Raw genomic sequence first — 25,010 nt, forward strand, 5'->3', positions numbered from 1 at the left:
AGCGCGCGCCCACTGTTGATCGGCGTTGATGCTCAGGGCAGCTCTCGTGCCAGAAACGGCGCGGTCCGGCTGGCCTTGCTTTTCGCCACTTTTTGCGGCGTGCCACAGGCCACCACCTTGCCGCCCAAATCCCCGGCCCCTGGCCCGATATCAATCACCCAGTCACTCTGGGCGACCACGCGCATTTCGTGTTCCACCACCACTACCGTGTGCCCCGCGTCCACCAGTTGATTGAGCTGGCTGAGCAAGCGGTCCACATCCCGTGGGTGCAAGCCGGTCGTCGGCTCATCCAGCACATACAGGGTGGCGCCCCGCGCGTTGCGCTGCAATTCGGTGGCGAGCTTGATCCGCTGCGCCTCGCCGCCGGACAGTTCGGTCGCCGGCTGGCCCAGGCGCAAATACCCCAGGCCGATATCGCGCAGCACCTGCAACGAACGCAACACAGCGGGCTGTTCGGCAAACACTTCCACCGCCTGTTCCACCGTCAGCCCCAGCACCTGGGCGATGCTCAGGCCTTGCCAGGTGACCGCCAATGTCTCGGGGTTATAGCGCGCACCGTGGCAGGTCGGGCATGGTGCATACACGCTGGGCATGAACAGCAATTCAACACTGACAAACCCTTCCCCCTCGCAATTGGGGCAGCGCCCCTTGGCGACGTTGAAGGAGAACTGCCCGGCGTCATAGTGACGTTTCTTCGCCGCGGGTGTGGCAGCGAAGAGTTTGCGCACGTTGTCGAACAGCCCGGTGTAGGTCGCGAGGTTGGAGCGCGGCGTGCGGCCGATGGGTTTCTGGTCCACCTGCACCAGACGGCGGATATGCTCCAGCCCACTGCTGATCCGCCCGCCACTGCTTTGCGGGGCGGCGTCTTCCAGGCTCGGTTCTTCGTCGCTTTGCAGCACACGGCCCAGGCCGGTGCCCACCAGTTCCAGCAGCGCCTGGCTGACCAGGCTGGATTTACCCGAGCCGGAGATACCGGTCACCGAGGTAAAGCAGCCCAGCGCAAAGTCCACACGCAAGTCATTGAGATTATTGCGCGTCACGCCTTCGAGCTTCAGCCAGCCAGTGGGCTCACGTCGCGCCGGCGGCGATGGGCGCCGCTCAGCGAACAAATACTCGCGCGTCTGTGACGCCTGCACATCCGCCAAACCGGCTGGCGGCCCACTGTAGAGGATTTGCCCGCCGTGCTCACCGGCCGCCGGCCCGACGTCGATCAGCCAGTCGGCGCGGCGCATGGTTTCCAGGTCATGCTCCACCACAAATAATGAATTGCCTGCGGCTTTCAATCGATCAAGCGCGGTGAACAGGGCCTCACCATCGGCCGGGTGCAGGCCTGCGGACGGCTCATCCAGTACGTAAATCACCCCGAACAGCTGCGAGCCCAATTGCGTCGCCAGGCGCAGGCGCTGCAACTCCCCGGAGGACAACGTCGGCGTGCTGCGCTCCAGCGACAAATAGCCCAGGCCCAACTCGGTCAGCGTGCTGACGCGCTCAAGCAGATCCTGGGCAATACGCTGGGCAGCGAGGCGCTTTTCCACCGACAGTTTCATGCTGTCCTGCCCCGCCGCCACCGGACGCAACAACTCGGCCAGTTGCGCCAATGACAGCTGCGACAACTCACCGATATCCACCCCGGCAAACGTCACCGACAGCGCCGCCTGGTTCAAGCGCTTGCCCTCACACGTCGGGCAGGCGCTGCCCTGCATGAATTGCGAGACGCGCTTTTTCATCAGCGCACTTTGGGTATGGGTGAAGGTGTGCAGGATATAGCGCCGCGCGCCACTGAACGTGCCCTGGTAGCTCGGCTCCAACTTGCGTTTCAACGCATCGCGGGTCTGCTCGGGGGTGAAGCCTGCGTACACCGGTACGGTCGGGGTTTCCTCGGTGAAGAGGATCCAGTCACGCTGCTTTTTCGGCAGGTCGCGCCAGGGGATATCCACGTCATACCCGAGGGTCACGAGGATGTCGCGCAGGTTCTGCCCTTGCCATGCCAACGGCCAGGACGCCACCGCACGTTGGCGAATGGTCAAGGAAGGGTCGGGCACCATCAGCGCCTCGGTCACTTCATACACACGGCCCAAGCCATGGCATTGCGGGCAGGCCCCTTGGGGCAGGTTCGGCGAAAAGTCCTCGGCATACAGCATCGCCTGCCCCGGCGGGTAGCTGCCGGCACGCGAGTACAGCATGCGAATCAGGCTCGACAAGGTGGTGACGCTGCCCACCGAAGAACGCGCACTGGGCGTACCGCGCTGCTGTTGCAGGGCCACGGCCGGGGGCAGGCCTTCGATGGAGTCCACATCGGGCACGCCCACCTGGTCGATCAGGCGCCGTGCATAGGGTGCCACCGATTCGAAATAGCGGCGCTGGGCTTCGGCATACACCGTCGAAAATGCCAGGGACGATTTGCCGGAACCGGAGACACCGGTGAACACCACGAGGGCATCCCGGGGAATGTCCACGTCAACGTTACGCAAGTTATGTTCGCGGGCACCGCGCACGCGGACAAACCCGAGGTGGTGTGCCGCGATCGGGGGGATGTTGCGTTGTGAAGTCATGGGCAACCTTGTCTTGCGGTGAGCACGCTGTGCACCCTCTGTGTCAGCGCTTCGGGGCTGTAGGGTTTGCTCAGCAGATGAATGTCGGGGCTTAACAGGTGATTGGTGGAGAGCATGTCGCGGGTGTGGCCGGAGGTGAACAGCACCGCGACAGGTGGCTGCTGCACGCGCGCCCAGTCGGCCAGGTCGGTACTTTTGACCCGACCCGGCATCACCACGTCGGTAAAGATCAGGTCCGGCTGCACCCCGTTTTGCAAGGCTTGCATCGCGCGATCACCGTCCTCGGCCGTGAGTACGGTGTAGCCCGCTTGCTCCAGCAGCTCGACAACGGTCAAGCGTACGCCCTCATTGTCTTCAACCACCAGAATGGTTTCCTGACCACCGCTGTGGGGCGCCAGCTCGCTGTGCTCGTCGAAACATTCCGGTTCCAGGCTACGCGGAAAATACATCTGTACCACCGAACCGCTGCCCTCCTCGCTCCACACCTCCACATGCCCGCCACTTTGCCGCACAAAGCCGAACACCATGCTCAGGCCCAGGCCGGTGCCGTGGCCTTCACGCTTGGTGGTAAAAAACGGCTCGAAGGCGCGCTTGAGCACCTCCGACGTCATACCGACGCCCGTGTCGGTCACCGCCAGACGCACGTATTCACCCGGCTTGATACTTTTACCGATGCAATCGCCAGGGTTGAGAATGATGTTTTCGCCGTTGATGCGAATCACGCCCTCGCCTTTCATGGCATCCCGGGCATTGATTGCCAGGTTGAGCAGCGCGTTTTCCAGTTGATTGCGGTCGACATTGATGCACCAGGAATCCTGAGGCAGTTGCACGTCGATATGAATGGTTTCGCCCAGTGCCCGTTGCAGCAGTTCACCCAACCCAGCATAGATGCGTTGGGGGTTGTACACCGCCGGCGACAACGGTTGGCGCCGGGCAAAAGCCAGCAGCTGCGATGATAATTTGGCCCCACGCTCCACCGCGGCAATGGCCGCTGAGACACGCCGCTGCACCTGGGCATTGTCCGGCTCATGCCGGGCCAGCAAGTGCAAGTTGCCGGCGATCACTTGCAGCAGGTTATTGAAGTCATGGGCCACGCCGCCAGTCAGGCCGCCGATGGCTTCGAGCTTTTGCGACTGGCGCAGCTGGTCTTCGGCGGCGGAACGCGCCTGCACTTCGGCGGCCACGCGCTGTTCGAGGTTGTGGGTCAGCTCCTGACGCAGACGCTCGGACTTCACGTGCTCAGTGGTCTCGGTCACGATCACCAGGACCCCGGCCGGTTGCTGGTTATCATCGGCCACGGGACTGTAGGTCAGGTCCATCCAGACTTCTTCCGGCATACCGTTACGCAGCAACTCCAACGGAAAGTCGCGGTACGACAAGGTGCCACCCGCCAGGCACGTGTCGAGTACGTTGCGGTTGAAATCAGCGACTTCCGGCCAGCCCAGTTCCACAGGTGTGCCCAACAGGTACGGGTGCCGGCCACCGGCAAACACCGAATAACTGTCGTTGTAAATCATGTACCCCAACGGCCCCCAGAGCATCACCATCGGCATGGGCGATGCCAGCAGCATCTGTACGGCGCAGCTCAAGCTATGGGGCCACGCGTCAATGGGCCCCAACGCGGTGGATGACCAATCGAACGCGCGGATCCGCTGGGCCATTTCACCGCCCCAGCCTTCGCAGCCATGGGTATTGGACAAAAAATGCATCGGTTGGCTCTTGGCGAACAAAGGGGTGGGTAAGTGGCACAGTTCCACTGATAAAAGCTTGGAGCCTGGCGGCAATAAATCGTTTCATTGCATATAGCTTATCCATGGAGACATGGGCAACTAGTGAAAATCCCGACTGCGCACATTGATCCCTTCCAGCAACGCTGTCAGGTCAGTCAAACGCCCGGCGATCAGGTGCCGTACTTCGCCCACCGCCTCCCAGCGCCCGTCGACTTTCAGCAGCCGCGAACCGACCAGGGCCTGACGCTGACGCTCAGCCAGGTCGCGCCAGACGACCACATTGAGGTTGCCGAACTCATCCTCCAGAGTGACAAAGGTGACGCCACTGGCGGTGCCTGGGCGTTGCCGGCCGGTGACCAAGCCGGCAACGCTGACATTGCGCCCATGCGCCACCGCCATCAACTCCACGGAGCTGCGACAGCGCCGCTTACGCAGTTCATCGCGCAACAACGCCAACGGGTGCGGGCCAAGGGTGGTACCGAGTGTAGCGTAGTCAGCCTGCAGGTCTTCGCCGACCGTGGGGGCCGGCAGCGCCACCGTCGCCTCGTCAGGACTGGGCAGGCCGGCAAACAGCCCGAGTTGCTTGTGCACGCCGGCGACCTCCCAGCGCGCGGCGTGTCGATTACCGGCCAACGCGCGCAACGCACCGGCATCGGCCAGCAACGCTTGGGCCCGGGCATCCAGCCCGGCACGCGCGTCCAGGTCGGCGATGTCGCTGAAGGCCCGGTGTTGACGCGCCCCTTCGATACGTCGCCCGTCCTCTTCGCGAAACCCCGCGATCATGCGCAAGCCCATGCGAATCGCCGGTTGCTGGCCGTCGATGGGCTCCAGGCTGCAATCCCAGTCACTGGCCAGCACATCCACCGGGCGCACCTGCAACCGATGGCGCCGCGCGTCCTGCAGGATCTGGTCCGGGCTGTAGAAGCCCATGGGCCAGCTGTTGATCAACGCACAGGCGAAGGCCGCCGGCTCATGGCATTTGAGCCAGCAACTGGCATAGGTCAACAAGGCGAAACTGGCCGCGTGGGACTCGGGAAAACCATAGCTGCCAAAGCCTTTGATCTGCTCGAAGATCTGCGCGGCAAAGGCCTCGCTGTAGCCGTTTTTCAACATGCCGGTGCGCAGGCGTTCCTGATGCGGTTCAAGCCCGCCATGGCGTTTCCAGGCGGCCATCGAGCGCCGCAACTGGTCGGCCTCGCCGGGGCCGTAGTCGGCGGCCACCATGGCGATTTGCATCACCTGTTCCTGAAACAGCGGCACGCCCAAGGTGCGCTCCAGCACCGCCTTGAGCTGCGGGGAAGGATAGGTGGTGGGCTCTTCCTTGTTTCGCCGACGCAGATACGGATGCACCATGCCACCCTGGATCGGCCCGGGTCGTACGATGGCGACCTCAATCACCAGGTCGTAGAAGGTTTGCGGGCGCAGCCTCGGCAACATCGACATCTGCGCCCGCGACTCGATCTGGAACACGCCGATGGTGTCGGCCTTGCTGATCATCGCGTAGGTGGCGGCATCTTCCTTGGGGATGTCCGCCAGTGACAGGTTCAGGTTGCGATGGCGACGCAGCAAATCGAAGCAGCGGCGGATCGCGCTGAGCATGCCCAGCGCCAGGATATCCACCTTGAGCAGGCCGACGGCGTCGAGGTCGTCCTTGTCCCACTGGATGATGGTGCGCTCGGCCATGGCGGCGTTTTCCACCGGCACCAGAGTGTCCAGCGGGTATTCGGAAATCACAAAACCGCCGGGGTGCTGGGACAGGTGCCGAGGGAAGCCGATCAATTGCTGGGTCAGCGTAAGCACCCGGCGCAGGATCGGGCTTTGCGGGTCGAAGCCACCTTCACGCAGGCGTTCAAGGGGCGGCGCATCTTCGCTCCAGCGCCCGCAGCACTCGGCCAGGGCATTGATCTGATCCGGCGGCAAGCCAAGGGCCTTGGCCACATCGCGCACCGCACCGGCCGCGTGGTAACAACTGACCACCGCCGTCAATGCCGCGCGGGTGCGGCCGTAGCGCTGGAACACGTACTGCAGCACTTCTTCGCGGCGTTCGTGTTCAAAATCGACATCGATATCCGGCGGCTCGTTGCGCTCCCTGGACAGGAAGCGCTCGAACAGCATGTTCATCAGGCTTGGGTTGATCTCGGTGATACCCAAGGCAAAACACACCGCCGAGTTGGCCGCCGAGCCCCGGCCCTGGCACAGGATCGAGCGGCTGCGGGCGAAGCGCACAATGTCATGCACCGTGAGGAAATAGCTTTCGTAGCCCAGCTCGCTGATCAACTCCAGTTCATGGTTGATCTGCTGCAAGGTCTTCGCATCGACGCCCTGCGGCCAACGCTGCGCGATGCCTTCTTCGGTCACGGCGCGCAACCAGGATTTTGCGTTATGCCCTTCGGGCACCAGCTCGCGCGGGTAGTGGTAGCGCAACTGGCTCAAGTCGAAGGTGCAGCGACGCGCGATGGCCAAGGTCTCGTCAAGCAAGGCTTGCGGGTACAACGCGGCCAGGGCCTCCAGGCTGCGCAAATGCCGCTCGCCATTGGGGTGTAAACGCGTACCGGCTTCGGCCACCGACACGTGATGCCGGATCGCGGTCATGGTGTCTTGCAGGGCGCGGCGGCCACGCGCATGCATGTGCACATCGCCGCACGCCACCGCCGGAATCTGCAGGCTGGCAGCCAGGTGCAAGCGCTGCTCCAGATGGCGCGTATCGTCCTGGCCGCAGTGCAGGTGCACCGCCAGCCACAGGCGCTCGGCGAAGGTGCGGCGCACCCATTGGATCGAGGCCTGGGTGTCGCTGTCTTCGGCCACCCACAGCGCCAGCAGGCCCGGCAGCGGTTGATCGAAGTCCTCTTGCAGCAGGCGATAGCGGCCTTTTTCGGCGCGGCGGCGAGCCACGGTAATCAAGCGGCACAGGTGCTGGTAGCCGGTCAGGTTTTCCACCAGCAACACCAGTTTCGGGCCGTTCTCGATGCGCATCTCGCTGCCGATGATCAACGGCAAGTCCACCGCCTTCGCCGCCTGCCAGGCACGCACGATGCCCGACAAGGTGCATTCGTCGGTGATCGCCAGGGCGCTGTAGCCCTGACGCCTGGCGCGCTCGAACAACTCCAGCGCACTCGAAGCGCCGCGCTGAAAACTGAAATTGGACAGGCAATGCAGCTCGGCGTAGCTCATGCAAACCAGCCTTGCAGCCACAGCCCATCGCTTTGCCCCACCGTGCGGTAGGCCCAGCCTTGCTGACCGGCGCGGGTCTGGATCAGGTAATAGTCGCGGCGGATATCGGCGCCATCCCACCAGCCCGATTCGATGCGTTCCGGGCCCATCAAAATCTGTACGCCGTGCTCGGCCAGCAAGGTCGGTTCGGGCAACAACCAACCGGGGCGTTGCACCTTGTTCAAGGTCGGGCACGCGCGGTTATCGGCGGCCGCTTGCCAGGCGCATTCAGGGCGGTGGTCGGCGTGAAAACGCAGGCCTTGCACCGCCTCGTCCCCCAGACGCGCACGCAGGCGTTCGCGCAGTTGCGCCCAGGGCAAGGTCTGTTGCGGGCGGTCGTCGAACAGGTCCTGGCGTTGCGGCACAAATACCGGCAAGTCCTGGGCCACCAAACGAAAGCCGCGTACCGGCGCGGTGACGTGCACCTGCTCCAGGCGCCCGCGGGCCAGCTCGAACAGCATCGCCGGTTCGCGTTCGGCGCTGAGCAGGCCGACCTTGATCACGCTGTCGGGCGCCTGGGCGTGTTCCAGGTGCAGGTCAAAGCGCTGCACGCCACTGTCACGCCCACACAGGAAGGCGGATAGGTCGCCCGTTAAACGACGCAAGGGGAACAGCAGCGCCTGGTGGGATTGCACATCGAAATTCAACTCGATGCGCACATCGAAGCGATCCGGCGGCTGATAGAACGCCAGGGCCAACGGCCGCTGCCCGCTCAGCGCATCCAGGTGCTTGAGCAACTCCGCGTCAAAGCGCCGTGCCAGGGTATGCCGAGGCAACGCCTGCACCTGGGCCAACGTACGCAGGCCCATGCGCGACAAAGCCGTGGCGGCTTGCGGGTCAAGGCCCGCGCGGTCGACAGGCAATGGCGCCAACGCCTGCATCAAGGCGTGATCATCGGCCACGGCCAGACCATCGTAGATATTCGCCAGCACCCGCGCCGCCGCCGGGTTGGGCGCCGCGACGATACGGTGGCGAAACCCCAGTTCGGTCAGCTCCTGGCGCAAACGCGCCTCAAGCTGCGGCCACGGCCCGAACAAGCCAAGGCTCGATTCGATCTCGAACAGCAAGGCGCGCGGGTAATACACGCTGACCTGGGAACTGAAACGGTAGGCCCAGGCCGCGAGAAACTGCTGCCAACGCTCGATCTCTGCGGGGTCGTATTCGGCGCAGGCAAAGGTCTTGGCCAGGGCATGCGCCGCCGTCAGGGATTGGCCGGGGCGTAACCCCAAGGCGCGCGCGGCGTCATTGACGGTTTGCAACACACGACGCTGCGGCGTACCGGCCAGCAGCGCCAGCGGTTGGTCGGGGTCGGGATGCAGACGCTGCACCCCGTCCAGCGCCAATTGCGGGAAGACAATACACACCCAGCGCATGGCAACCTCAGTGCCCCGCCAGGGCAATCGGCGCCGGATGGGCCAGCCCACCACGGCACTTGAGCACGCGCACCTGGGCCGGCCTGGCTTCGACCGTCAGGCGCAAGGCGGCGGGCGAAGCGTTGACCGCCTCATTCAAGGATCGCCAGGCAAACGCCAGGGTCTGTCCGGTTTCCGCCGCCACCTGCAAGCGGCGCAAGGCCCGGTCATCGGCTTTGCGCGGCCAGCACAACACCGCGCCGCAACTGCCCGAACGCAGGCACTGCTCCACCGCCCACAAGGCATCGCGTTCGTCGGCCTGGATCACCGAGAGCTGACGCAAATCCACCCCGGCGTTCTGCCAGGCGTGAGGGTACGGAGTATAGGGCGGTGCCACCAGCACAATGCGCTCGCCTGCCGCCGACAACCGCGCCAAAGTCGGCAGTACCAATTGCAGTTCGCCAACGCCCTCCTTGGCGATCAGGATTTCACTCAAGGCCGACTCTGGCCAGCCGCCGCTGGGCAGCACCGCATCCAGCGCCGCAAGCCCTGTGGGATGCACGCTGGCCGCTGGTGCGGCAGGCCGGCCCTTCCAGACTCGGCCGCCATTGAACAGCGAGTCCAGGGCAACGACGGCGCCCATCAGCCTTGCCTCACCAGGCCGCAGAACACCCCTTCAATGGCCAGGTCCTGATCGGGGCCTACCACGATGGGTTGATACGCGGGGTTGCGTGGCAGCAGGCGTACATGCTCGCCGTGACGCTCGAAGCGTTTGATGGTGACTTCGCCGTCCAGGCGCGCCACGACGATTTGTCCGTTCAAGGCCTCGGCGCTGCGGCGTACGCCCACCAGGTCGCCATCGAGAATGCCGTCTTCGATCATTGAGTCGCCCTGCACGCGCAGCAGGTAGTCAGGGGTTTTCGCGAAGGTGCCAGGGTCGAGTTGCAGACGGCTGTGCACCTCAGCATCGGCGCCGATGGGCAAGCCTGCCGCGACGCGGCCGAGGACGGGGACGTCCAGCCATTCGGGGCGTGCCGGTTGGTTGAGCAGACGGATACCACGCGCCTGATTGGGGTTGACCTCAATGAAGCCGGCTTCGGTCAGCGCCACCACATGCTTGCGAGCCACACTGCGCGAGGCGAAGCCAAACGCCTCGGCGATCTCGGCGAGGCTGGGGGGCTGGCCTTGTTGCGCGATACGCTCGCGGATAAAGGTCAGGATGGCAGTGCGGCGGGGAGTTAGAGTCGTCATGGAGTACATTTGTACTCTTGTGGGAAAATTCTGACAATAGCCGGTAGTCGGGAGGTCGACACCTATCAGCGCCCACAATTGCCGCCAATCACCGCCCCCGCAAACGCGCGCCGAACAAACCCGCTCGAATCGCCCAAAGACCCATTAACAGTCGCGGAGTGATCCAGCTCCGGATAAAAATGCCATTCAACCCGGTCCCCAACCTTGCACGCATCCCGCACCAACGCCTTCTGCCCCGGCACAAACACATCGCGGTCCTTGCCGCCGGTCCCCAAAAACAGCGGAATGTCGGTTTTCAACGAGGGATAAGCCGACGCCCGATTGACCCGATCCAGCGCCGCCTTGGGTGACCGCTTGAAGCTGTTGTTAAAGGTCAACCCGTGCGCCACCACCCGCTGCTCGATGGCATGCAGACACTCCTCCTGACTGGCTTTGAACGCTGGCAGCGCCTGCTCGGCCAAGTAATCGGCCGGCACAAAGGCGGGGTCCAGCAAACTGGCCGTGCTCAGCCGCAAGAGGTTATAGGCAAACGTGGGCACCACCGAGCGGCGGGCATTTTCAAGCTCCGGGTTTTGGCCTTGCGCATGCGCGGTGGCATACGGCGTCCCCGTCGCCACCACGCCCACAATATCCAGCTCCGGCGCATAGCCTTTGGCCGATACCGCCGTGGCAAACGCCGCCCGGCCGCCCTGGGACTGCCCGAATACCACCACGCGCCTGGACAGGTTGAAATCCGCGGCACCGACTGCACGAATACTGTCCAGCACGCCATAGGCCAGCGGCCGAGTGAGCCCGTAAGGGTGCAGGCCCGGCGTGCCCAACCCCTGATAATCGGTGGCCACAATCGCGTAGCCCTGGTCGAGCCAATAATTGAGGTAGCGCGTATCCCGTGGGCTGCGCTCGTTAAGCGACGGTGCACAACGGTCAGCACTGCCGACCGTGCCATGGGCCCAGGCCATCAGCGGCCAGCCACCCACTGGCGGTGTGCCCTTGGGCACGAACAGCGCACCGGACACCGCAATGGGTGTGGTGCCGTCGAGCCCATCAGTGGAGGTGTACAAAATCCGCAGGTTCTGCGCGGCCGAGGCGAGGCTTTGCTGCGGTGTGAGTGCTTCGCTGCGCAACAGTGTGCCCGGTGCAGACGGCACAGGCTCGGCCCAGGTGTAGAACGTATCGCCGGCCTGGCTACTGCCCGCCACCAGTACACACCACAATGCACACCAGCGCATCAGGCATCACCACCCTTCTTTCAACATGCGCAATTCAAGGTACTGCAACAACATGATGGTTTTGCCATCCACAATCTCACCGCTCTGCACCATCGCCAGCGCCTGTTCAAAGCTGCGTTCCAGCACCTCGATGTCTTCGCCCTCCGCCTCCAGGCCACCCCCCGCGCCGACCTGATCCGCCGGCTGGTATTCGCCGATAAAGAAGTGAATCCGCTCGGTCACCGACCCCGGACTCATGAACGCCGAATAGATCTTTTCCACATGGCCCACGCGGTAGCCGGTCTCTTCTTCGGCTTCCAGGCGAATGCGCTCTTCGGGGCTGGCGTTATCCAGCAAACCGGCAGCGGTTTCGATCAAGTAACCCGGGTAATCATTGACGAAGGTGGGCATGCGAAACTGCCGAATCAGCAGCACCGTGCGCCGCTCACGGTTGTACAACAGGATGGTCGCCCCGTTGCCTCGGTCATACACTTCACGGGTCTGGGCTTGCCAAGTGCCATCCCGGCGGCGCAAGTCAAACGTGTATTTTTTCAAAAGGTACCAGTTGTCCGAGAGCGTCTCTTCGGCGGTGATGCGAACGGGGCTGCTGTGCATGGTCGGGCCTTTGCTCAAAGGAACAGGAGGATGTCGCGCCGGCCTTGTCAGCGTCAAGTTGGCGATGACCTCACTGGCTGTCGCGGATACGGCTACAATCGCGCCCCAAGAAGGATCTCTCTGCGCCGGGTTCAAGGAAATGATGCTGCACATCCCGACACTCCTGATAGTGGCCGTGTTCGTATTCTGCCTGATGGGCCTGCTCACGGCGCATGCCTGGAGCCGTGGCCGCGAGCCGACCCTGGGCTACCTGAGCATCATGCTGCTGCTCGCCTCCCTGGGCACGGGGCTGATCGTCGTGCGCGGCATGGGCATGGACTTCGTTGCGCTGATCATCGGCAACGTGGTGCTGTTGCTCAGCGCCGCGATGAACTGGACCGCCATGCGTGCCTTCGTGCAAAACACGCCCAGTCTGCCAGGCATCTTTGCCGGTGCCGGGCTGTGGCTATTGATGTGCCTGGTGCCGCCGTTCTATGCCTCGTTGTCGGCGCGGGTCACCTTGTATTCGCTGCTGGCGGCAGGGTATGGGGTGCTCTCGGCCCTGGAGCTGTGGCGCAAACGCGAGAGCCTGGAAGTGGCCTATGTACCCGCGCTGGTACTGACCCTGTGGCACACCGGCTTCTATGCCATTCGCGCCTTTACCGACCCCGGCCTGCCCATCAAGAGCGCCCAGCAATCGGGCAGCGAAGGCGTTCCGTTTTTCTCGTTCATGTTGTTTGAGTCCATGCTGTACGCCATCGGCATCGCCTACGTCACGCTGGCGATGGTCAAGGAGCGCGCCGAGCTGCGCTTCAAGGCCGCCGCCTTCAGTGACGCGCTGACCGGTGTCGGCAACCGCCGCGCGTTTATGCTCACGGGTGACAAGCTGTTGGCCGACAGCGCCCGCCGCCGCCAGTGCGTGAGCCTGTTGCTGTGCGACCTGGACCACTTCAAACGCCTGAATGACACGTTCGGCCACCCGATGGGCGACCAGGCGTTGATCGCGTTCAGCCGGGTCACCGAGGCGACCTTGCGCAGCAGCGATGTGTTCGCGCGCATTGGCGGCGAAGAGTTCGCCTGCCTGCTTGCCGACAGCGATGAAGCCGGCGCGTTTGAAGTGGCCGAACGGATTCGCCAGGCGTTTGCCCAGCTCGACCTGCTGACCCCCGGTTTCCTGAGCGTCAGCATCGGCATCGTCACCACCGATGCGGCAGGCTACGACCTTTCACACTTGCTTTCCCAGGCCGACCAGAGGCTGTACCAGGCCAAGTCACGCGGGCGCAATCGGGTTCAGGGGATGGCGACAGCCTGAGGCGATTGCTTGATACGCGGCCATGCGGCGGCGACTTCATCGGCGCTGCCCGCCGTGATTCGCGCAAGATCGCACGGGTAATCCACCCCGGCGTTATCGGCGCCACTCATCACTGATCACTAGCCGGGCGCCGCCCGCTGCCAACGCCCGTGCATAGCTGAGACCCAGCCCGCGCGCGCCACCGGTGATGATGGCCGTTTTAGCGGTGAAATTCCTGTGCGTACGCGCCTGTTCGGCCGCCGCCCCTAACAACCCGCGCCCCCGCTGTTCAATGCGGTAACACTTTGCAAGCAAACCTCTGGGTCGACTGTCGAATTAATTCCTGCGGCCTTGCACCATCTGGTAAAACGCGTGCTTCGCCTTTGTCCTGGAACCTTCATGCCATCTCGTTTGCTGTCTCGCCTGGGCCTGCGCTGGTTTCCCCTGCTGTGCATGGCCATTGTGATCATCGGTCTGCCGGTGGGCTGCGCGGTGCTGCAACACAAGGAACGCGAGCTGGTGTTTCGCATCGAGCCGGGCACCGCCGGTTGGTACACCGGCCTGCCCAAGGCCGTACAGGAATTCGATATCAAGCCCGCCAGTTTCAAACCCGGGCAGAACCTTCACGGCTGGTGGTACCCGGCGGACAACAAAGATGCGCCGGCGATCCTCTACCTGCACGGCGTGCGCTGGAACCTCACCGGGCAATTGTTTCGCATTGAGCAATTGCACGCGCTGGGCTTCTCGGTGCTGGCCATCGACTACCGTGGTTTTGGCCAAAGCCACGGTGACTTGCCTTCGGAAACCACCGTGTATGAAGACGCGCGCATTGCCTGGGAGCGCTTTCAGGTGTTGCAGCCCGACCCCGACAAACGCCTGATCTACGGGCACTCACTGGGCGGTGCGGTCGCCATCGACCTGGCCGCGCAGTTGAGTCAACACACCCCGGTGCCCGTGCGTGGGCTGGTCATCGAGTCCACTTTCACGTCACTCGGGGACGCGGCCGCCGCCGTGGCCAATACCTCGCTGCCGGTGCGCTGGTTGCTGTCGCAGAAGTTCGACTCCATCGACAAGATTGCCGACGTGCACATGCCCCTGCTGGTTGTGCATGGCCTCGCCGACCAGTACGTGCCACCGCGTTTCAGCCAACAATTGTTTGACGCCGCCCAGGGACCCAAGCGGTTATTGCTGGTGCCCGGCGCCACCCATAACAACAGCATGAGCCTGGCCGGCCGCAGTTATGGCCAGGCGCTGGACAACCTGATGCGATCAAGGGGGCCGGCGCAGGTCGTCACGCATTCCACAGGCCGTGGTGACGACTCATAAAAGTGCTTTTCGGCACTGGGTTCGCGCTTGGCTGTCAAGCGCCAACCCTGCCCATACTGGCCCGCGCCGAAAGTTGATCAAATATTAACCGAGGGTTAAATCGCCAACCCTGCCGGGCCTTCGCAAAGTTATCCACAGAGATACCCACGGTTTTCGTGGACAACTCTTTTTACTTTTTTACGATTTTTTTGCTCAATAAACGCCGGTGGGAAAAGAACCCGGCAGCAAAATCTCGCGATTCACATCGCGTATATCGTTATAGCCGCACAGCGCCATCGACACATCCAACTCACGGGCGATGATGTCAAGGGCCTTGGTCACGCCCGCCTCGCCCATCGCCCCCAACCCATACAAATGCGCGCGGCCGATCAGGGTGCCTTTTGCGCCCAATGCCATGGCTTTAAGTACGTCCTGGCCAGAGCGAATGCCGCCGTCGAGCCACACTTCAATCTGATTACCCACCGCCTCAACAATCGCCGGTAACTGGCTGATGCTCGACGGCGCCCCATCCAACTGACGGCCACCGTGGTTACTCACCACCAACGCATCCGCGCCGGAATTGGCCGCCAGGCGCGCGTCTTCCACATCAAGGATGCCCTTGATGATCAGCTTGCCGCCCCAGCATTTCTTGATCCACTCCACATCATCCCAACTCAGGCGCGGGTCAAATTGCTGGGCAGTCCACGACGACAGCGAACTCATGTCCGCCACGCCTTTTACATGCCCGACAATATTGCCGAAGCCGCGACGCTGGGTGCCGAGCATGCCCATCACCCAACGCGGTTTGGTCATCATATTGAGAATATTCGGCAGGGTCAGTTTGGGTGGCGCCGACAGACCGTTGATCAAGTCCTTGTGGCGCTGCCCGAGAATCTGCAAGTCGAGGGTCAACACCAGGGCGTCCACCCCGGCGGCCTTGGCACGCTCGATCAACTGTTCGATAAACCCGCGATCACGCATCACATACAGCTGGAACCAGAACGGCTGGCCGACGTGTTCGGCAATGTCTTCCAACGAGCAGATGCTCATGGTCGACAAGGTATAACGCAGGCCGAACGCCGCGGCGGCGCGGGCGGTCAGGATTTCGCCATCGGCATGCTGCATGCCCGCCAGGCCGGTGGGTGCGAGGGCGACAGGCATGGCCATGTCCTGGCCGATCAGGGTGGCGCGGATCGAGCGCTCATCGATATTGCGCGCCACCCGCTGGCGGAATTTGATGCGGGCAAAATCGCTTTCATTCGCCCGGTAGGTACTTTCAGTCCAGGAGCCGGAATCGGCGTAATCGTAAAACATCCGGGGGACACGTTTTTGCGCCAGTTTGCGTAAGTCTTCGATGGTTGTGATCAACGACATCTGGGTCACCTCTCCCTGAACTGAGCGCAGAGAGTAACCGCCCATCGGCTGCGCAACCAGCCATTGCGTTTACTTCGGCAGATGATTAACCTCGCACAAACCCGCAAAAAGAAGCACAAGCATGCACAACACTCACCACGCCGTCGACCTGCCTTCTTTGCGCAAACAAAAGATCCTGTTGCTGCTGGAGCGCGACGGTAAAGTCACCGCGTCAGAGCTGGTTGAACACTTTGCCGTGTCCCAGGACACCATTCGCCGCGACCTCGGCGAACTCGCCGCCGCCGGCTTGTTGCAACGCGTGCACGGCGGTGCCCTGCCCCGGCCCAAAGACACCGGCAAGGACTTCTTCACCCGCGTCGGCGAGACCAACGAGGTCAAGCGCCACCTTGCGCAGCTGGCGGCCGAGCGTGTCGAGGATGGCCAGATCGTGCTGTTCGATTCCGGCTCCACCACGCTGCAGATTGCCCAGTCGTTACCGCGCTCGATCCGCCTGACCGTGGTCACGCCGTCGCCGATGATCGCCATCGCCCTGGCGGATCATCCCGAGGTAAAAGTGATCCTCGCCGGTGGTCAGCTCAACCCCGCCACCTTGTCCACCGGCGGCCAGGATGCTGTGCGCCTGATCCAGAGCATCAAGGCCGACCTGCTGTTTACCGGCGTGTGCGCGTTGCATCCACAGGTCGGTATCACCTCGCTGCATTTCGATGAAGTGGCGGTCAAACAGGCCTTGCTCGACAGCGCATCCCATGTCGTGGCCGTGACCATGGCCGATAAGCTCGGCGCGGTGGAACCCTTTGTGGTCGGGCCGTGCAACCGAATCCATACACTCATCACGGAGTGGCATGTGCCGAGTGTCGAGGCGTATGAGCAGTTAGGCTTGGAAGTGCTGCGCGTGGAAGTCGAGTAGCCACAACCCATCGGTCACTGCGTGGCCGCTGGCGGTGTTATCGAAGATGCACCAGGTGGGAATGCCGGACGCGACCGCCTGGTTCAACTGTCGCGCGAACGCTTGCACCCGTTGCGGGCCGTAGGCGCTGTGGTAGATACGCGGCGAACCGTGCAGGCGCCAATAGCCTAAGCCCTGCCAACCCGCGCCCGCGTCGATCACCGCAGGGTCGGCGACCACGCGAGCAACCCGCCAATCCACCAACAACGCTTGCGCCTCACGCCATGTGGCATGACGCGGTTCGAGCACCACAGCACCGGCAAAGCGCTCGCGCAATGCACTGAAAAAACCCGCCGCTACAACCGGTTCATAACGCAGCGAAGGCGGTAGTTGAACCAGCAGGCAGCCAAGCTTTTCGCCCAGATGCAGGCACTGCCCGAGGAACTCATCCAGCGCCGCCTCGCAGTGCTGCAAACGCATTGCATGGGTGATGCGCTTGGGCAGCTTGACCGAGAACCGGAACCCCGGCGGCACCGATTCTGCCCAGCGCTGGTAAGTCTTGGGCAGGTGCGGACGGTAAAACGAGCTGTTGATTTCCACCGCATTGAAACGCGCGGCATAACGCTGCAAATGCGTACCCTGCTCGGCAAAATCCGGCCAGCGTTCACGGGGCAAACGCCAGCCGGCACACCCCACAGACAGCAGTGCCGTCAAAACAGCACCGTGGCCGCGTCGCGCATGAAAATCTCGATAGTCTTGGGCCCGACCCCATCGAATTCGCCCAGGCGCTTTTCAAAGGCCTGCCGGTCCTCGCTGGCACTGCGGATTTGGCTGATCTTGCCGGCGTACTCGGCGTTCAATTTGGCGCTGAGGTCGAGCAAGCGCTGCGCCGTGGTTTCGTCGTAACGCACGTAATGGGCGCGCCCGAGCATGCTCACCAATTCACGCGAGGTGCAGTGCTGCAACTTGCGCGCAGTGTCGCGGCCCTGCTCTTCCACAATCACCTTGTAAGCCTGCGCCGCAATGGGCGCCTGGATACGCTTGCCCATCAGGAAGCTGGCAATGAACCATCTGAACAGGCTGGCGTCATCCCCGGGCTTGAGCTCGATGCCCAGTTCAGACGCGGTAATCGACCGAGCCATACTCAGTGACCCAGCTTGCGCTCAGCCTTGGCGGCTTGCTCGTTGATGGCATCGGTCTGGCGCTCGATGTCCTTGATCGAGGTGGGCGTCAGCACCTTGTCCACAGTTTCGGTATGCGGGTTCGCACGCTCCAGCGTCTGCCCCTTGGCAGGTTTTTCGGTGCCTTTCTGCGCGTCTTCCGAGCTGATGGGCGATGGGGTTTTATCGACGGTGTTGTGATCGGTCACGGTGTATCTCCAGGCAGTTGAAGGCCCACCTGAATCAGCAGGCACTTATGCAGCAGAGCCCTGCGAATGGGGTTAGTTCAAGGAAATTGCCGTGCAGTGCCACCGGCGAAATAACTGCGAATTAATTTAAACCTTTTGCACCAGCACTCGCTCAACCAACAGGTACGGCATCACGCCATTATCGATTTCAAGGAGCTTCACCATGACTACGCTGTTGATGAAACAAATGGGCCTGACCGTTGTGCTGGTTGCGGGTTCGATCACCACGGCCATGGCCGCTACGTCCAACAGTTTTGTCGACGACGCCGCCCAAGGCGGTATCACCGAGGTCGAAGCCGGCAAGCTGGCGCTGGAAAAAAGCAGCGCGAGCGACGTGAAGACCTTCGCCCAACACATGGTCACCGACCACACCAAAGCCAACCAGGCACTGGCGGCACTGGCGAAGAAACTCGACATCGAAGTCCCTGATGACGCCGCGCTGACCGACCAAGCCAAGAAGGCCATCCTGGAACTGCGCGACGAATCGTTCGACAAGGCCTATGCCAACAACCAAGTGGCGGCCCACGAAAAAACCGTCGAACTGTTCAAGAAAGAAGCCGCCTCTTCGGACAACGCCGAGTTGAAGGCCTTCGCCACCAAGACCCTGCCAACCCTTGAAGCCCACCTGAAAATGGCCAAGGAACTGCAAGCCAATCACGCCCACTGATCCGTCCCTGACTAAGGAGCCCAACCATGCGTTCGCAACTCAACGGCAAGCACATCCTCATCATCACCTCTAACACCGGTATCGAGCGCGATGAGTTGCTCAAGCCGCTGCAAGCCCTGCGCGCCTACGGCGCGACCGTCACGCACGCCTCAAGCAAAGGCGGCACGACGCAGACCTTCGTCGGCGACACCGAGAAGGATCAAACCGTGGAATCCGACGTGCAACTCTCGGCGGTCGTCAGCAGCGACTTTGACGCCCTGGTCATCCCTGGCGGCACCGTCAATGCCGATACCCTGCGTCAGGATGCGGCTGCGTTGAAACTGATCAACGACTTCGTCAAGGCCGGCAAAACCATCGCAGCGATCTGTCACGGCCCCTGGACGCTGATTGACGCCGGGGTGATCAAGGGCAAGACCTTGACCTCCTACAAGAGCGTACGCATCGACCTTGAAAATGCCGGCGCTGCCGGCTGGGTCGACGCCGAAGTCAAAGCGTGCACCGCTAATGGCTGGACCTTGATTACCTCGCGCACACCGGATGACTTGCCGGCGTTCAACGAGGCGATTGCCAAGACCGTGGCAGGTTAACCCCAGCCCTGGAACGCAAACAGGCGCCCCATGGGCGCCTGTTTTCAGTCCGGTTCAGCTTCAGTTTTTACGCACTTCAGGCATCTCGCGTTTCGGCCCGAACATCGCCCAGGCGATCAGCCCGAACAGCGGCACGAAGATCAGAATGATCAACCACAACCCTTTGGTCTCCCAGCCACCGGTGCTGCGCAGAACGACGTTGATCGCCCACAATTCCAGGACCAGCAGAACCACTGCCAAAATGATCCAGATATATTCTAATTGCATGAGTCACCTCCTGAGGTCTATGCGTTAGGTCAAGCAGATGGCGTCAGGGTTCCATCTGATTTTCCGCCAACACTCACGCCCAATCATTGCGGCGCATCCTGAGCAACCTTCTAGACTCAACCTCAGTTACCGCTTTTGCGTTGGATTACGGAGGTTCAGGATGACCGAGCACGTTATTCACTTTCACTGCCAGATCGACCAGGGCACCAGCGAACGCTTTCGCGACTGTTGCCTGGATGCAATTGACGAAGGCGCCAGTTCCCTGCTGCTGAACCTTTCGACCACCGGTGGCAGCAGCAATTTCGGCTTTACCCTCTACACCTTCCTCAAGGCGCTGCCGGTGCCGTTGTGCGCGATTAACGCGGGCAATATCGAATCCATGGGCATCATCATGTTCCTGGCGGCCAACCGTCGCATCACCACACCGCACTCACGTTTTTTGATCCACCCGATGAATTGGCATTTCAGCCAAAGCTCGGTGGACCACCAGCGCCTGCGCGAGTACCTGTCGAGCCTGGATAACGATTTGGCGCGCTATGTGAAAATCTATGAGTTGGAGACCCTCCAGGCCGACACCCAGCTGGATATTTTCAAATGCCTGTCGGCCGAGGAAAAAGTCATCGCCGCCCATGAATCACTGGCTTACGGGATCGCTCATGAGGTCAAGCAGGTGGTGTTTGCCGAAGACACCCAGCATTGGAAAGTCAGCGGCGGGTAACCACCGCTCGTCGCAGGCTCGCGAACTTTTTCAAACTTTGATTGGCACGGCGCATTCCCAATTAAGCCACACCATGGAATGGATTCACTCATTGATGAGGCATTGGGAAATGGCTACCAACGGAAACACCCCGCCAGGTGCAGGCGGCAGCCAGCCTTGACTGATAGACCACCGGCGCCCGGGAGTTGCCGGGCTTCGGCCTGATCAAGGAGACAGCGTCATGCGTACTGCCCAAAGGATTTTGCTTATCGTCGGTTTGACTGCCGTGCTGGCAAGCCCAGCCTTCGCCGCCTTTGGCGATAACGTCGCCCCGGCCAACGCGCTGAACAGCGACAGTGCCGCCGGTTCCGCACTGCCTCCTGGCACTTACCCCAGCAGCCCGGCGGACAGTAGCCGTGGCGGCGACAGCGGCAAGAAAGCCACCCGCGACAGTGAAAAGCGCCCGCCCACGCCAGCCAAGGGCAACCAGCCCTCCCCGGACAAGCACAAACGCGCTCACGGCAAACAACGCTCAGGCCAATGAAGGCTCGTCCGTCACGCCCGGCGCTCGAAAAACAGCGTGCCGCTGCGCCTCTGCGCCCCTTACATCAGCGGGATGCTGTAGCTGACGATCAGCCGCGTTTCATCCTTGTCGGCCGTGTCATTACCGCGCAGCACCGCACTGCGCCACGTCAGGCCAAGCCCCTTGAAGGTGCCGGTGGGAATCACGTAGTCGACGCGCACATCGCGCTCCCACTCACGGTTGTCCCCACGCGCCGCACGGATGTTGCTGCCGTGGAGATACGTCACGCTCGACCGCAGGCCCGGTATACCAAGGCCGGTGAAGTCATAGGCGTAACTGCCCACCGTGGCCTGCTCCCCGGCATTGATGAACTTCAGTGATTGCGCATTGGTGATCAGGTACAGCGAACGGCCCTGCCCCTGGTTGATATGAGGAAAATCACTTGCGCCAGTGGTCTTCTGATACCCCAGGCTCACGGCATGCCCGGACAGCGCATAGGTAAACAACGCACTCCACAGGCGGTTGTCGACCTTGCCCGAATTGACACCCGCCCCGTAATACCCCGAGCTGACATAGCCTTCGCCTCGCCCGCTGGCACGGGCGTTCTTGCCGTCGGCGGTGCTGTAGAAATAACGCAGGTCGGTCTTCAATTGCCCTACCGGCAACTGCCAGTTGTGCACCAGGCCGACAAAATGCTGCTGGTAAAAATTTTCCAGACTGGCGTAGTAGTACTGCACTTGCAGCGGCTTGCTGACGGTGTAATCCACCCCGCCGTAGTAGAACTGATGGCTGAACGCGCCTTTGACCGGGTCGTTGGCACCGCCAATGGACATGCCCTGGCTGTTGCTGGAGTTGCGGTCCAGCACCTGCTCGATTTTACCGGCGACCAGGTTGACGTCCTTGAGGTCCTTGGAGTCCACCTGATAGCCACGAAACGTCTGCGGTAACAGGCGGCCGTCTTCGGACATCAGCACGGGCATCTTGGGCAGCAAGGTGCCGACTTTCAGTTGGGTCTGGGACAGGCGCACATTGCCGGTGGCGCCGACCTTGCTGAAGTCGTTCGCGGCCTTGCCATCGGACAGCGGGAATACGCTGCCGGGGGTAGTGTCCTCACCGGCCTTGCCGGCGCGCCCGGAGGCGTCCAGACGCAGGCCATACAGGGCTTGCAGGTCCAGGCCGAGGCCGACCGGCCCTTGGGTAAAACCCGACTGGTAGTTGAACATGAACGCCTGGCCCCATTCTTTATCCGAGGCGGCTTTGGTGTTACGCGTGTCCTGGTTGTAATAGAAGTTGCGCAGGTCGAGGTTGGCTTTGCTGTCATCGATAAAACCCGACGCAGCCGCCTGCTGCGCGACGCCGAGGGAAACGGCGAGCGCCAGGCAAGTGGTGTGATTCATGAAGGCTCCGAGAAGTCATTGAGGCAACCCCGTCACAGCCCAACCCTGTTCTGTGTAAGCCGGGTGGTGCTGCTATCGACGGGTGCGCGCACGGTATAGCGTTGGGCTGCCGGGAAACAGCCGCTAAAACCGCCAATCACTGTTTCAGTTTTCGTAACAATCCAATGCCTTGGGTAACCACGACGGGGCGAACCCTGGGTTGATCACGTGTTGTCGAAGCGCTCCCGCGCCTGGCGAAACCCTTCACCGTTTTCCACCACCCAGGTCCACAGCGGAATCATGTGCACCAGCAGTTCAGTCCCCAGGGCCGAGAGCGCGTATTCGACCCTGGGCGGCACTTCCTGAAAATCATGACGCAGCACCAGGCCGTCCCGTTCCAGCTGGCGCAACGTGCGCGTCAGCATGCGCTGGGTGACCCCCTGCAGGCGGCGGCCGATCTCGGCGTGGCGCAAGCGTCCGGATACGCCCAAGACATGCACGATACCCAATGACCAGCGGTTGCCCGCATGGGTCAACACCTCACGCTTGAGGCCATCATCGTCAGCGCTCAGGGCATCGCACGCCTCTTGCGAGCGGCGGATGATCTCGTCGTTATCCATAGGGGGCTCTCGGTATCACGGGTGTGCCTTCTTATGCGCGGCGATTAATTCTGCAAGCATGCCACGACTTTCATCACCGACGGAGAACCCTATGACTGCCTCTTCCATGCTGGTACTCGGTGCCGGCGAATTGGGCATGGCCGTGCTGCGCGAGTTGGTTGTATTGGCCGCGCCGCATAACACACGCATCGCGGTGTTACTGCGCCCCGCCAGCCTGCAATCGGCTGCGGCGCAGACCTTGCGCGAGCAGGGTGTCGAGGTGTTGGCCGGCGATCTGCAGAACGACAGCCAAAGCACCCTCGCCGCGCTCTTTTCGGGCTTCGCCACGGTTATCTGCTGCACCGGTTTCGCCGCCGGCCCCGGCACACAAACCAAACTCGCACGGGCCGCCATCGAAGGTGGTGTGCAACGTTATATACCGTGGCAGTTCGGCGTGGATTACGACGTGATCGGGCGCGGCAGCCCGCAGGATACGTTCGATGAACAGCTGGACGTACGCGACCTGTTGCGCGGGCAACAAGCCACCCAGTGGCTGATCATCTCCACGGGCATGTTCACCAGCTTTCTGTTTGAACCGTCGTTCGGCGTGGTCGACCTGACGCAACACCGCATGCACGCCCTGGGCGACTGGGACACTGCGGTCACCGTGACCACGCCGCAAGACATCGGCAGGTTGACCGCACGCATCGTGTTTGCCGAACCCGCGCTCGGTAACCAAGTGGTGTACACCGCAGGCGATACCCTGACTTATCGGCAACTGGCCGACACCGTCGATGCCGTGCTCGGTATCACGCTCAAGCGCGCGTGCTGGTCAGTGCCAACGCTGCTCGCGCAGCTGGCACGAACCCCGGACGACAACCTGCAGAAGTACCGCGCAGTATTTGCCCAGGGCAACGGCGTGGCCTGGGACCCCGCCGTGACCTTCAACGCTCAGCAGCAGATCGCCGTGACCAGCGTCGCGCAGTGGGTTCGCCTTAACCTCACGGCACCGACAACCAGCCGCTGAAGCCCTCTTTTTGCGTCAGCGGGCACCAGGCAAAATCGCCGGTCGGGGCCGGCAGTCGCTGCTGTTCGACGCCGACCACCGCCGCGCCCTTCCAATCGAAAACCGTTGAATCGCGCCAGGCAAGGACCACGCCCTGGGCCTGGCTTTGATCGGTATTGATCCAGCGTGCTGCCGCTGCCGCCATGAACGCCTCGATGGGCTCGTCGTCGATCTGCAGTCGATACGGCGACGTGAGCAGCCAGCGGCAGACATTCAGGTGATAGGTCCAATCCTGCGGTGTCTGGTTGCGGTAGGCCCAGGTCATGAAGCTGCGAAACAGGTTCAAGCCCTCCGGCGGATCAAGCTTGAGCAGTGCCGGGCAGATATCGAACAAGGTGTGCCAATGCGGCAACAGGCGTGCATCCAAATGCACGAAGCAGCGGGAATTGCTGGGGTATTCGGGCCGCAACGGCTCGGCGCGCAAGCGCCGGGACGCCTTGCTGACCAGGCGGCTGGCGCCGGCAGGCAATAGATGGTTCATGGAACGCACTCACAGTCGTGACGATAGAACGCCTCCTGATCACAGGAAGCCCAAGGCACACGTCAGAATGCGGGGGAAGCGCGCGGGTTGGCCGAGGGCCAGGCGTAGCGCGGCGGGGCTTTGTTGCGGCGCTCGTGGGCCGGGCGCGGGGTTTGCTTGAGGCTCAGCAACCAGGCCAGGCCGATGAGGAACACGATAGCCACGGTCACGGCAGCGCACACCGGGCAGGCAAAGTAGTTCGAGATGTTGCTGGAGGCCGGGATACCTGACCCTTGGTCGGAAACTGGCGCCTGGCTACCGTCCACCGAACAGAACGCCCCGCCGATGCCATTGAGCTGCTGGCCCAACATTTGCCCATGCCCCAAACCGCAGGCGAACACGTTCATCAGCACGCAAAAGTACAGGGCCCAGGCGATCAGCGAACGGTCAGGGTGGCTCAATTTCATGGCGGCGACTTTACCATCGAAGCCGCAAAGGGATGAAGCACCACGCGCCCCTGTGGCAGAACGTCGCAGATTCCGCCGACTGGCCAGGGTTGGTAGACTGGGCGCCCTCCTCGTTTCTACCTTTCAAAGCCTGGCTTTCG

25 protein-coding genes and 1 pseudogene are annotated in these 25,010 nt (G+C 62.4%); 8 read left to right on the top strand and 18 right to left on the bottom strand.

All coding sequences use genetic code 11. The annotated features are described in order from the left end of the window. Positions 1-32: 32 nt before the first annotated feature. The 8 genes from uvrA to JFT85_RS05020 form a co-directional block, all read right to left on the bottom strand. Positions 33-2,552, bottom strand: a complete 2,520-nt coding sequence (gene uvrA / locus JFT85_RS04985) for an excinuclease ABC subunit UvrA (RefSeq protein WP_053255646.1) — start codon at positions 2,550-2,552, stop codon at positions 33-35. After that, positions 2,549-4,261, bottom strand: coding sequence for an ATP-binding protein (locus tag JFT85_RS04990; protein WP_053255645.1), 1,713 nt, complete (start codon positions 4,259-4,261; stop codon positions 2,549-2,551). The genes uvrA and JFT85_RS04990 overlap by 4 nt, the downstream gene beginning before the upstream one ends. Before the next feature lie 120 nt (positions 4,262-4,381). Then, positions 4,382-7,474: an error-prone DNA polymerase gene (locus JFT85_RS04995; RefSeq protein ID WP_201229354.1), complete on the bottom strand. Its 3,093-nt coding sequence runs from the start codon at positions 7,472-7,474 to the stop codon at positions 4,382-4,384. Continuing rightward, positions 7,450-8,865 carry a Y-family DNA polymerase gene (locus JFT85_RS05000; protein ID WP_201229355.1) on the bottom strand — a complete coding sequence of 472 codons (1,416 nt, stop codon included), beginning with the start codon at positions 8,863-8,865 and terminating at the stop codon, positions 7,450-7,452. Before JFT85_RS05000 ends, JFT85_RS04995 begins: the two co-directional genes overlap by 25 nt. A gap of 7 nt (positions 8,866-8,872) precedes the next feature. Continuing rightward, complete coding sequence (gene imuA / locus JFT85_RS05005) at positions 8,873-9,487, bottom strand: translesion DNA synthesis-associated protein ImuA (RefSeq protein WP_201229360.1); 615 nt, start codon at positions 9,485-9,487, stop codon at positions 8,873-8,875. Beyond that, entirely contained in the window at positions 9,487-10,104 is a 618-nt protein-coding gene (gene lexA, locus JFT85_RS05010) for a transcriptional repressor LexA (protein WP_053255641.1), read from the bottom strand. Before lexA ends, imuA begins: the two co-directional genes overlap by 1 nt. 56 nt (positions 10,105-10,160) lie before the next feature. Beyond that, complete coding sequence (locus JFT85_RS05015; protein WP_073638572.1) at positions 10,161-11,324, bottom strand: lipase family protein; 1,164 nt, start codon at positions 11,322-11,324, stop codon at positions 10,161-10,163. Between the two features lie 6 nt (positions 11,325-11,330). Further along, positions 11,331-11,918: an NUDIX domain-containing protein gene (locus JFT85_RS05020; protein WP_053255640.1), complete on the bottom strand. Its 588-nt coding sequence runs from the start codon at positions 11,916-11,918 to the stop codon at positions 11,331-11,333. Positions 11,919-12,057: 139 nt separating this feature from the next. Between JFT85_RS05020 and JFT85_RS05025 the strand changes: the two genes are divergently transcribed. Next, positions 12,058-13,209: a GGDEF domain-containing protein gene (locus JFT85_RS05025; RefSeq protein WP_201229361.1), complete on the top strand. Its 1,152-nt coding sequence runs from the start codon at positions 12,058-12,060 to the stop codon at positions 13,207-13,209. An 86-nt stretch (positions 13,210-13,295) separates the two neighbouring features. Here the strand turns inward: JFT85_RS05025 and JFT85_RS28655 are convergent. Then, a pseudogene (locus JFT85_RS28655) lies at positions 13,296-13,461 on the bottom strand (SDR family NAD(P)-dependent oxidoreductase); the annotation flags it as partial. A 126-nt stretch (positions 13,462-13,587) separates the two neighbouring features. Here JFT85_RS28655 and JFT85_RS05030 point away from each other — a divergent pair. Further along, positions 13,588-14,514, top strand: coding sequence for an alpha/beta hydrolase (locus JFT85_RS05030; protein ID WP_053255637.1), 927 nt, complete (start codon positions 13,588-13,590; stop codon positions 14,512-14,514). A 192-nt stretch (positions 14,515-14,706) separates the two neighbouring features. Here JFT85_RS05030 and JFT85_RS05035 read toward each other — a convergent pair whose 3' ends face one another. Further along, positions 14,707-15,867 (bottom strand): alpha-hydroxy acid oxidase, encoded by a 1,161-nt coding sequence (locus JFT85_RS05035; protein WP_053255636.1) that lies wholly within the window; start codon positions 15,865-15,867, stop codon positions 14,707-14,709. A 121-nt stretch (positions 15,868-15,988) separates the two neighbouring features. On the opposite strand from JFT85_RS05035, the gene JFT85_RS05040 reads away from it, so the two are divergent. After that, a complete protein-coding gene (locus tag JFT85_RS05040) occupies positions 15,989-16,774 on the top strand; it encodes a DeoR/GlpR family DNA-binding transcription regulator (RefSeq protein ID WP_169876534.1) in 786 nt (261 codons plus the stop codon). Here JFT85_RS05040 and JFT85_RS05045 read toward each other — a convergent pair. From JFT85_RS05045 to JFT85_RS05055, 3 genes are read right to left on the bottom strand one after another with little or no spacing between them, the layout of a single operon-like run. Beyond that, a complete protein-coding gene (locus JFT85_RS05045) occupies positions 16,739-17,467 on the bottom strand; it encodes a DUF72 domain-containing protein (protein WP_201229362.1) in 729 nt (242 codons plus the stop codon). The two genes, JFT85_RS05040 and JFT85_RS05045, sit on opposite strands and share 36 nt — an antisense overlap. Beyond that, positions 17,464-17,895 (bottom strand): hypothetical protein, encoded by a 432-nt coding sequence (locus JFT85_RS05050; RefSeq protein WP_053255634.1) that lies wholly within the window; start codon positions 17,893-17,895, stop codon positions 17,464-17,466. The genes JFT85_RS05045 and JFT85_RS05050 overlap by 4 nt, the downstream gene beginning before the upstream one ends. A gap of 2 nt (positions 17,896-17,897) precedes the next feature. Next, on the bottom strand, positions 17,898-18,122 hold the full coding sequence (locus JFT85_RS05055) for a hypothetical protein (RefSeq protein ID WP_053255633.1): 225 nt from the start codon (positions 18,120-18,122) through the stop codon (positions 17,898-17,900). Between the two features lie 202 nt (positions 18,123-18,324). On the opposite strand from JFT85_RS05055, the gene JFT85_RS05060 reads away from it, so the two are divergent. Continuing rightward, positions 18,325-18,828 carry a DUF4142 domain-containing protein gene (locus tag JFT85_RS05060; protein ID WP_053255632.1) on the top strand — a complete coding sequence of 168 codons (504 nt, stop codon included), beginning with the start codon at positions 18,325-18,327 and terminating at the stop codon, positions 18,826-18,828. A gap of 26 nt (positions 18,829-18,854) precedes the next feature. Further along, positions 18,855-19,415, top strand: a complete 561-nt coding sequence (locus JFT85_RS05065) for a type 1 glutamine amidotransferase domain-containing protein (RefSeq protein WP_053255631.1) — start codon at positions 18,855-18,857, stop codon at positions 19,413-19,415. Between the two features lie 60 nt (positions 19,416-19,475). Here JFT85_RS05065 and JFT85_RS05070 read toward each other — a convergent pair whose 3' ends face one another. Then, positions 19,476-19,682 (bottom strand): hypothetical protein, encoded by a 207-nt coding sequence (locus tag JFT85_RS05070; protein ID WP_053255630.1) that lies wholly within the window; start codon positions 19,680-19,682, stop codon positions 19,476-19,478. 160 nt (positions 19,683-19,842) lie between these two features. Here JFT85_RS05070 and JFT85_RS05075 point away from each other — a divergent pair, with 160 nt between their 5' ends. After that, complete coding sequence (locus tag JFT85_RS05075; RefSeq protein ID WP_053255629.1) at positions 19,843-20,400, top strand: ATP-dependent Clp protease proteolytic subunit; 558 nt, start codon at positions 19,843-19,845, stop codon at positions 20,398-20,400. A gap of 220 nt (positions 20,401-20,620) precedes the next feature. Then, positions 20,621-20,923, top strand: a complete 303-nt coding sequence (locus JFT85_RS05080) for a hypothetical protein (protein WP_078828059.1) — start codon at positions 20,621-20,623, stop codon at positions 20,921-20,923. A 59-nt stretch (positions 20,924-20,982) separates the two neighbouring features. On the opposite strand, the gene JFT85_RS05085 is transcribed toward JFT85_RS05080, so the two are convergent. Beyond that, the gene (locus JFT85_RS05085) at positions 20,983-22,299 is read right to left on the bottom strand and encodes an OprD family outer membrane porin (RefSeq protein WP_201229364.1); all 1,317 of its coding nucleotides are present in this window, start codon (positions 22,297-22,299) and stop codon (positions 20,983-20,985) included. A 203-nt stretch (positions 22,300-22,502) separates the two neighbouring features. After that, positions 22,503-22,898, bottom strand: coding sequence for a winged helix-turn-helix transcriptional regulator (locus JFT85_RS05090; RefSeq protein WP_053255626.1), 396 nt, complete (start codon positions 22,896-22,898; stop codon positions 22,503-22,505). Between the two features lie 91 nt (positions 22,899-22,989). Here JFT85_RS05090 and JFT85_RS05095 point away from each other — a divergent pair, with 91 nt between their 5' ends. After that, positions 22,990-23,904, top strand: a complete 915-nt coding sequence (locus JFT85_RS05095; protein WP_053255625.1) for an aromatic alcohol reductase — start codon at positions 22,990-22,992, stop codon at positions 23,902-23,904. Here the strand turns inward: JFT85_RS05095 and JFT85_RS05100 are convergent. Together JFT85_RS05100 and JFT85_RS05105 are read right to left on the bottom strand one after the other, a co-directional pair. Then, positions 23,879-24,424, bottom strand: a complete 546-nt coding sequence (locus JFT85_RS05100) for a putative natural product biosynthesis protein (protein ID WP_053255624.1) — start codon at positions 24,422-24,424, stop codon at positions 23,879-23,881. The two genes, JFT85_RS05095 and JFT85_RS05100, sit on opposite strands and share 26 nt — an antisense overlap. 62 nt (positions 24,425-24,486) lie before the next feature. After that, positions 24,487-24,870 (bottom strand): DUF2946 domain-containing protein, encoded by a 384-nt coding sequence (locus JFT85_RS05105; RefSeq protein ID WP_053255623.1) that lies wholly within the window; start codon positions 24,868-24,870, stop codon positions 24,487-24,489. Positions 24,871-25,010: the final 140 nt, after the last annotated feature.

This window comes from Pseudomonas sp. TH04 (genome assembly GCF_016651355.1).
GTDB lineage: Bacteria > Pseudomonadota > Gammaproteobacteria > Pseudomonadales > Pseudomonadaceae > Aquipseudomonas > Aquipseudomonas fluorescens.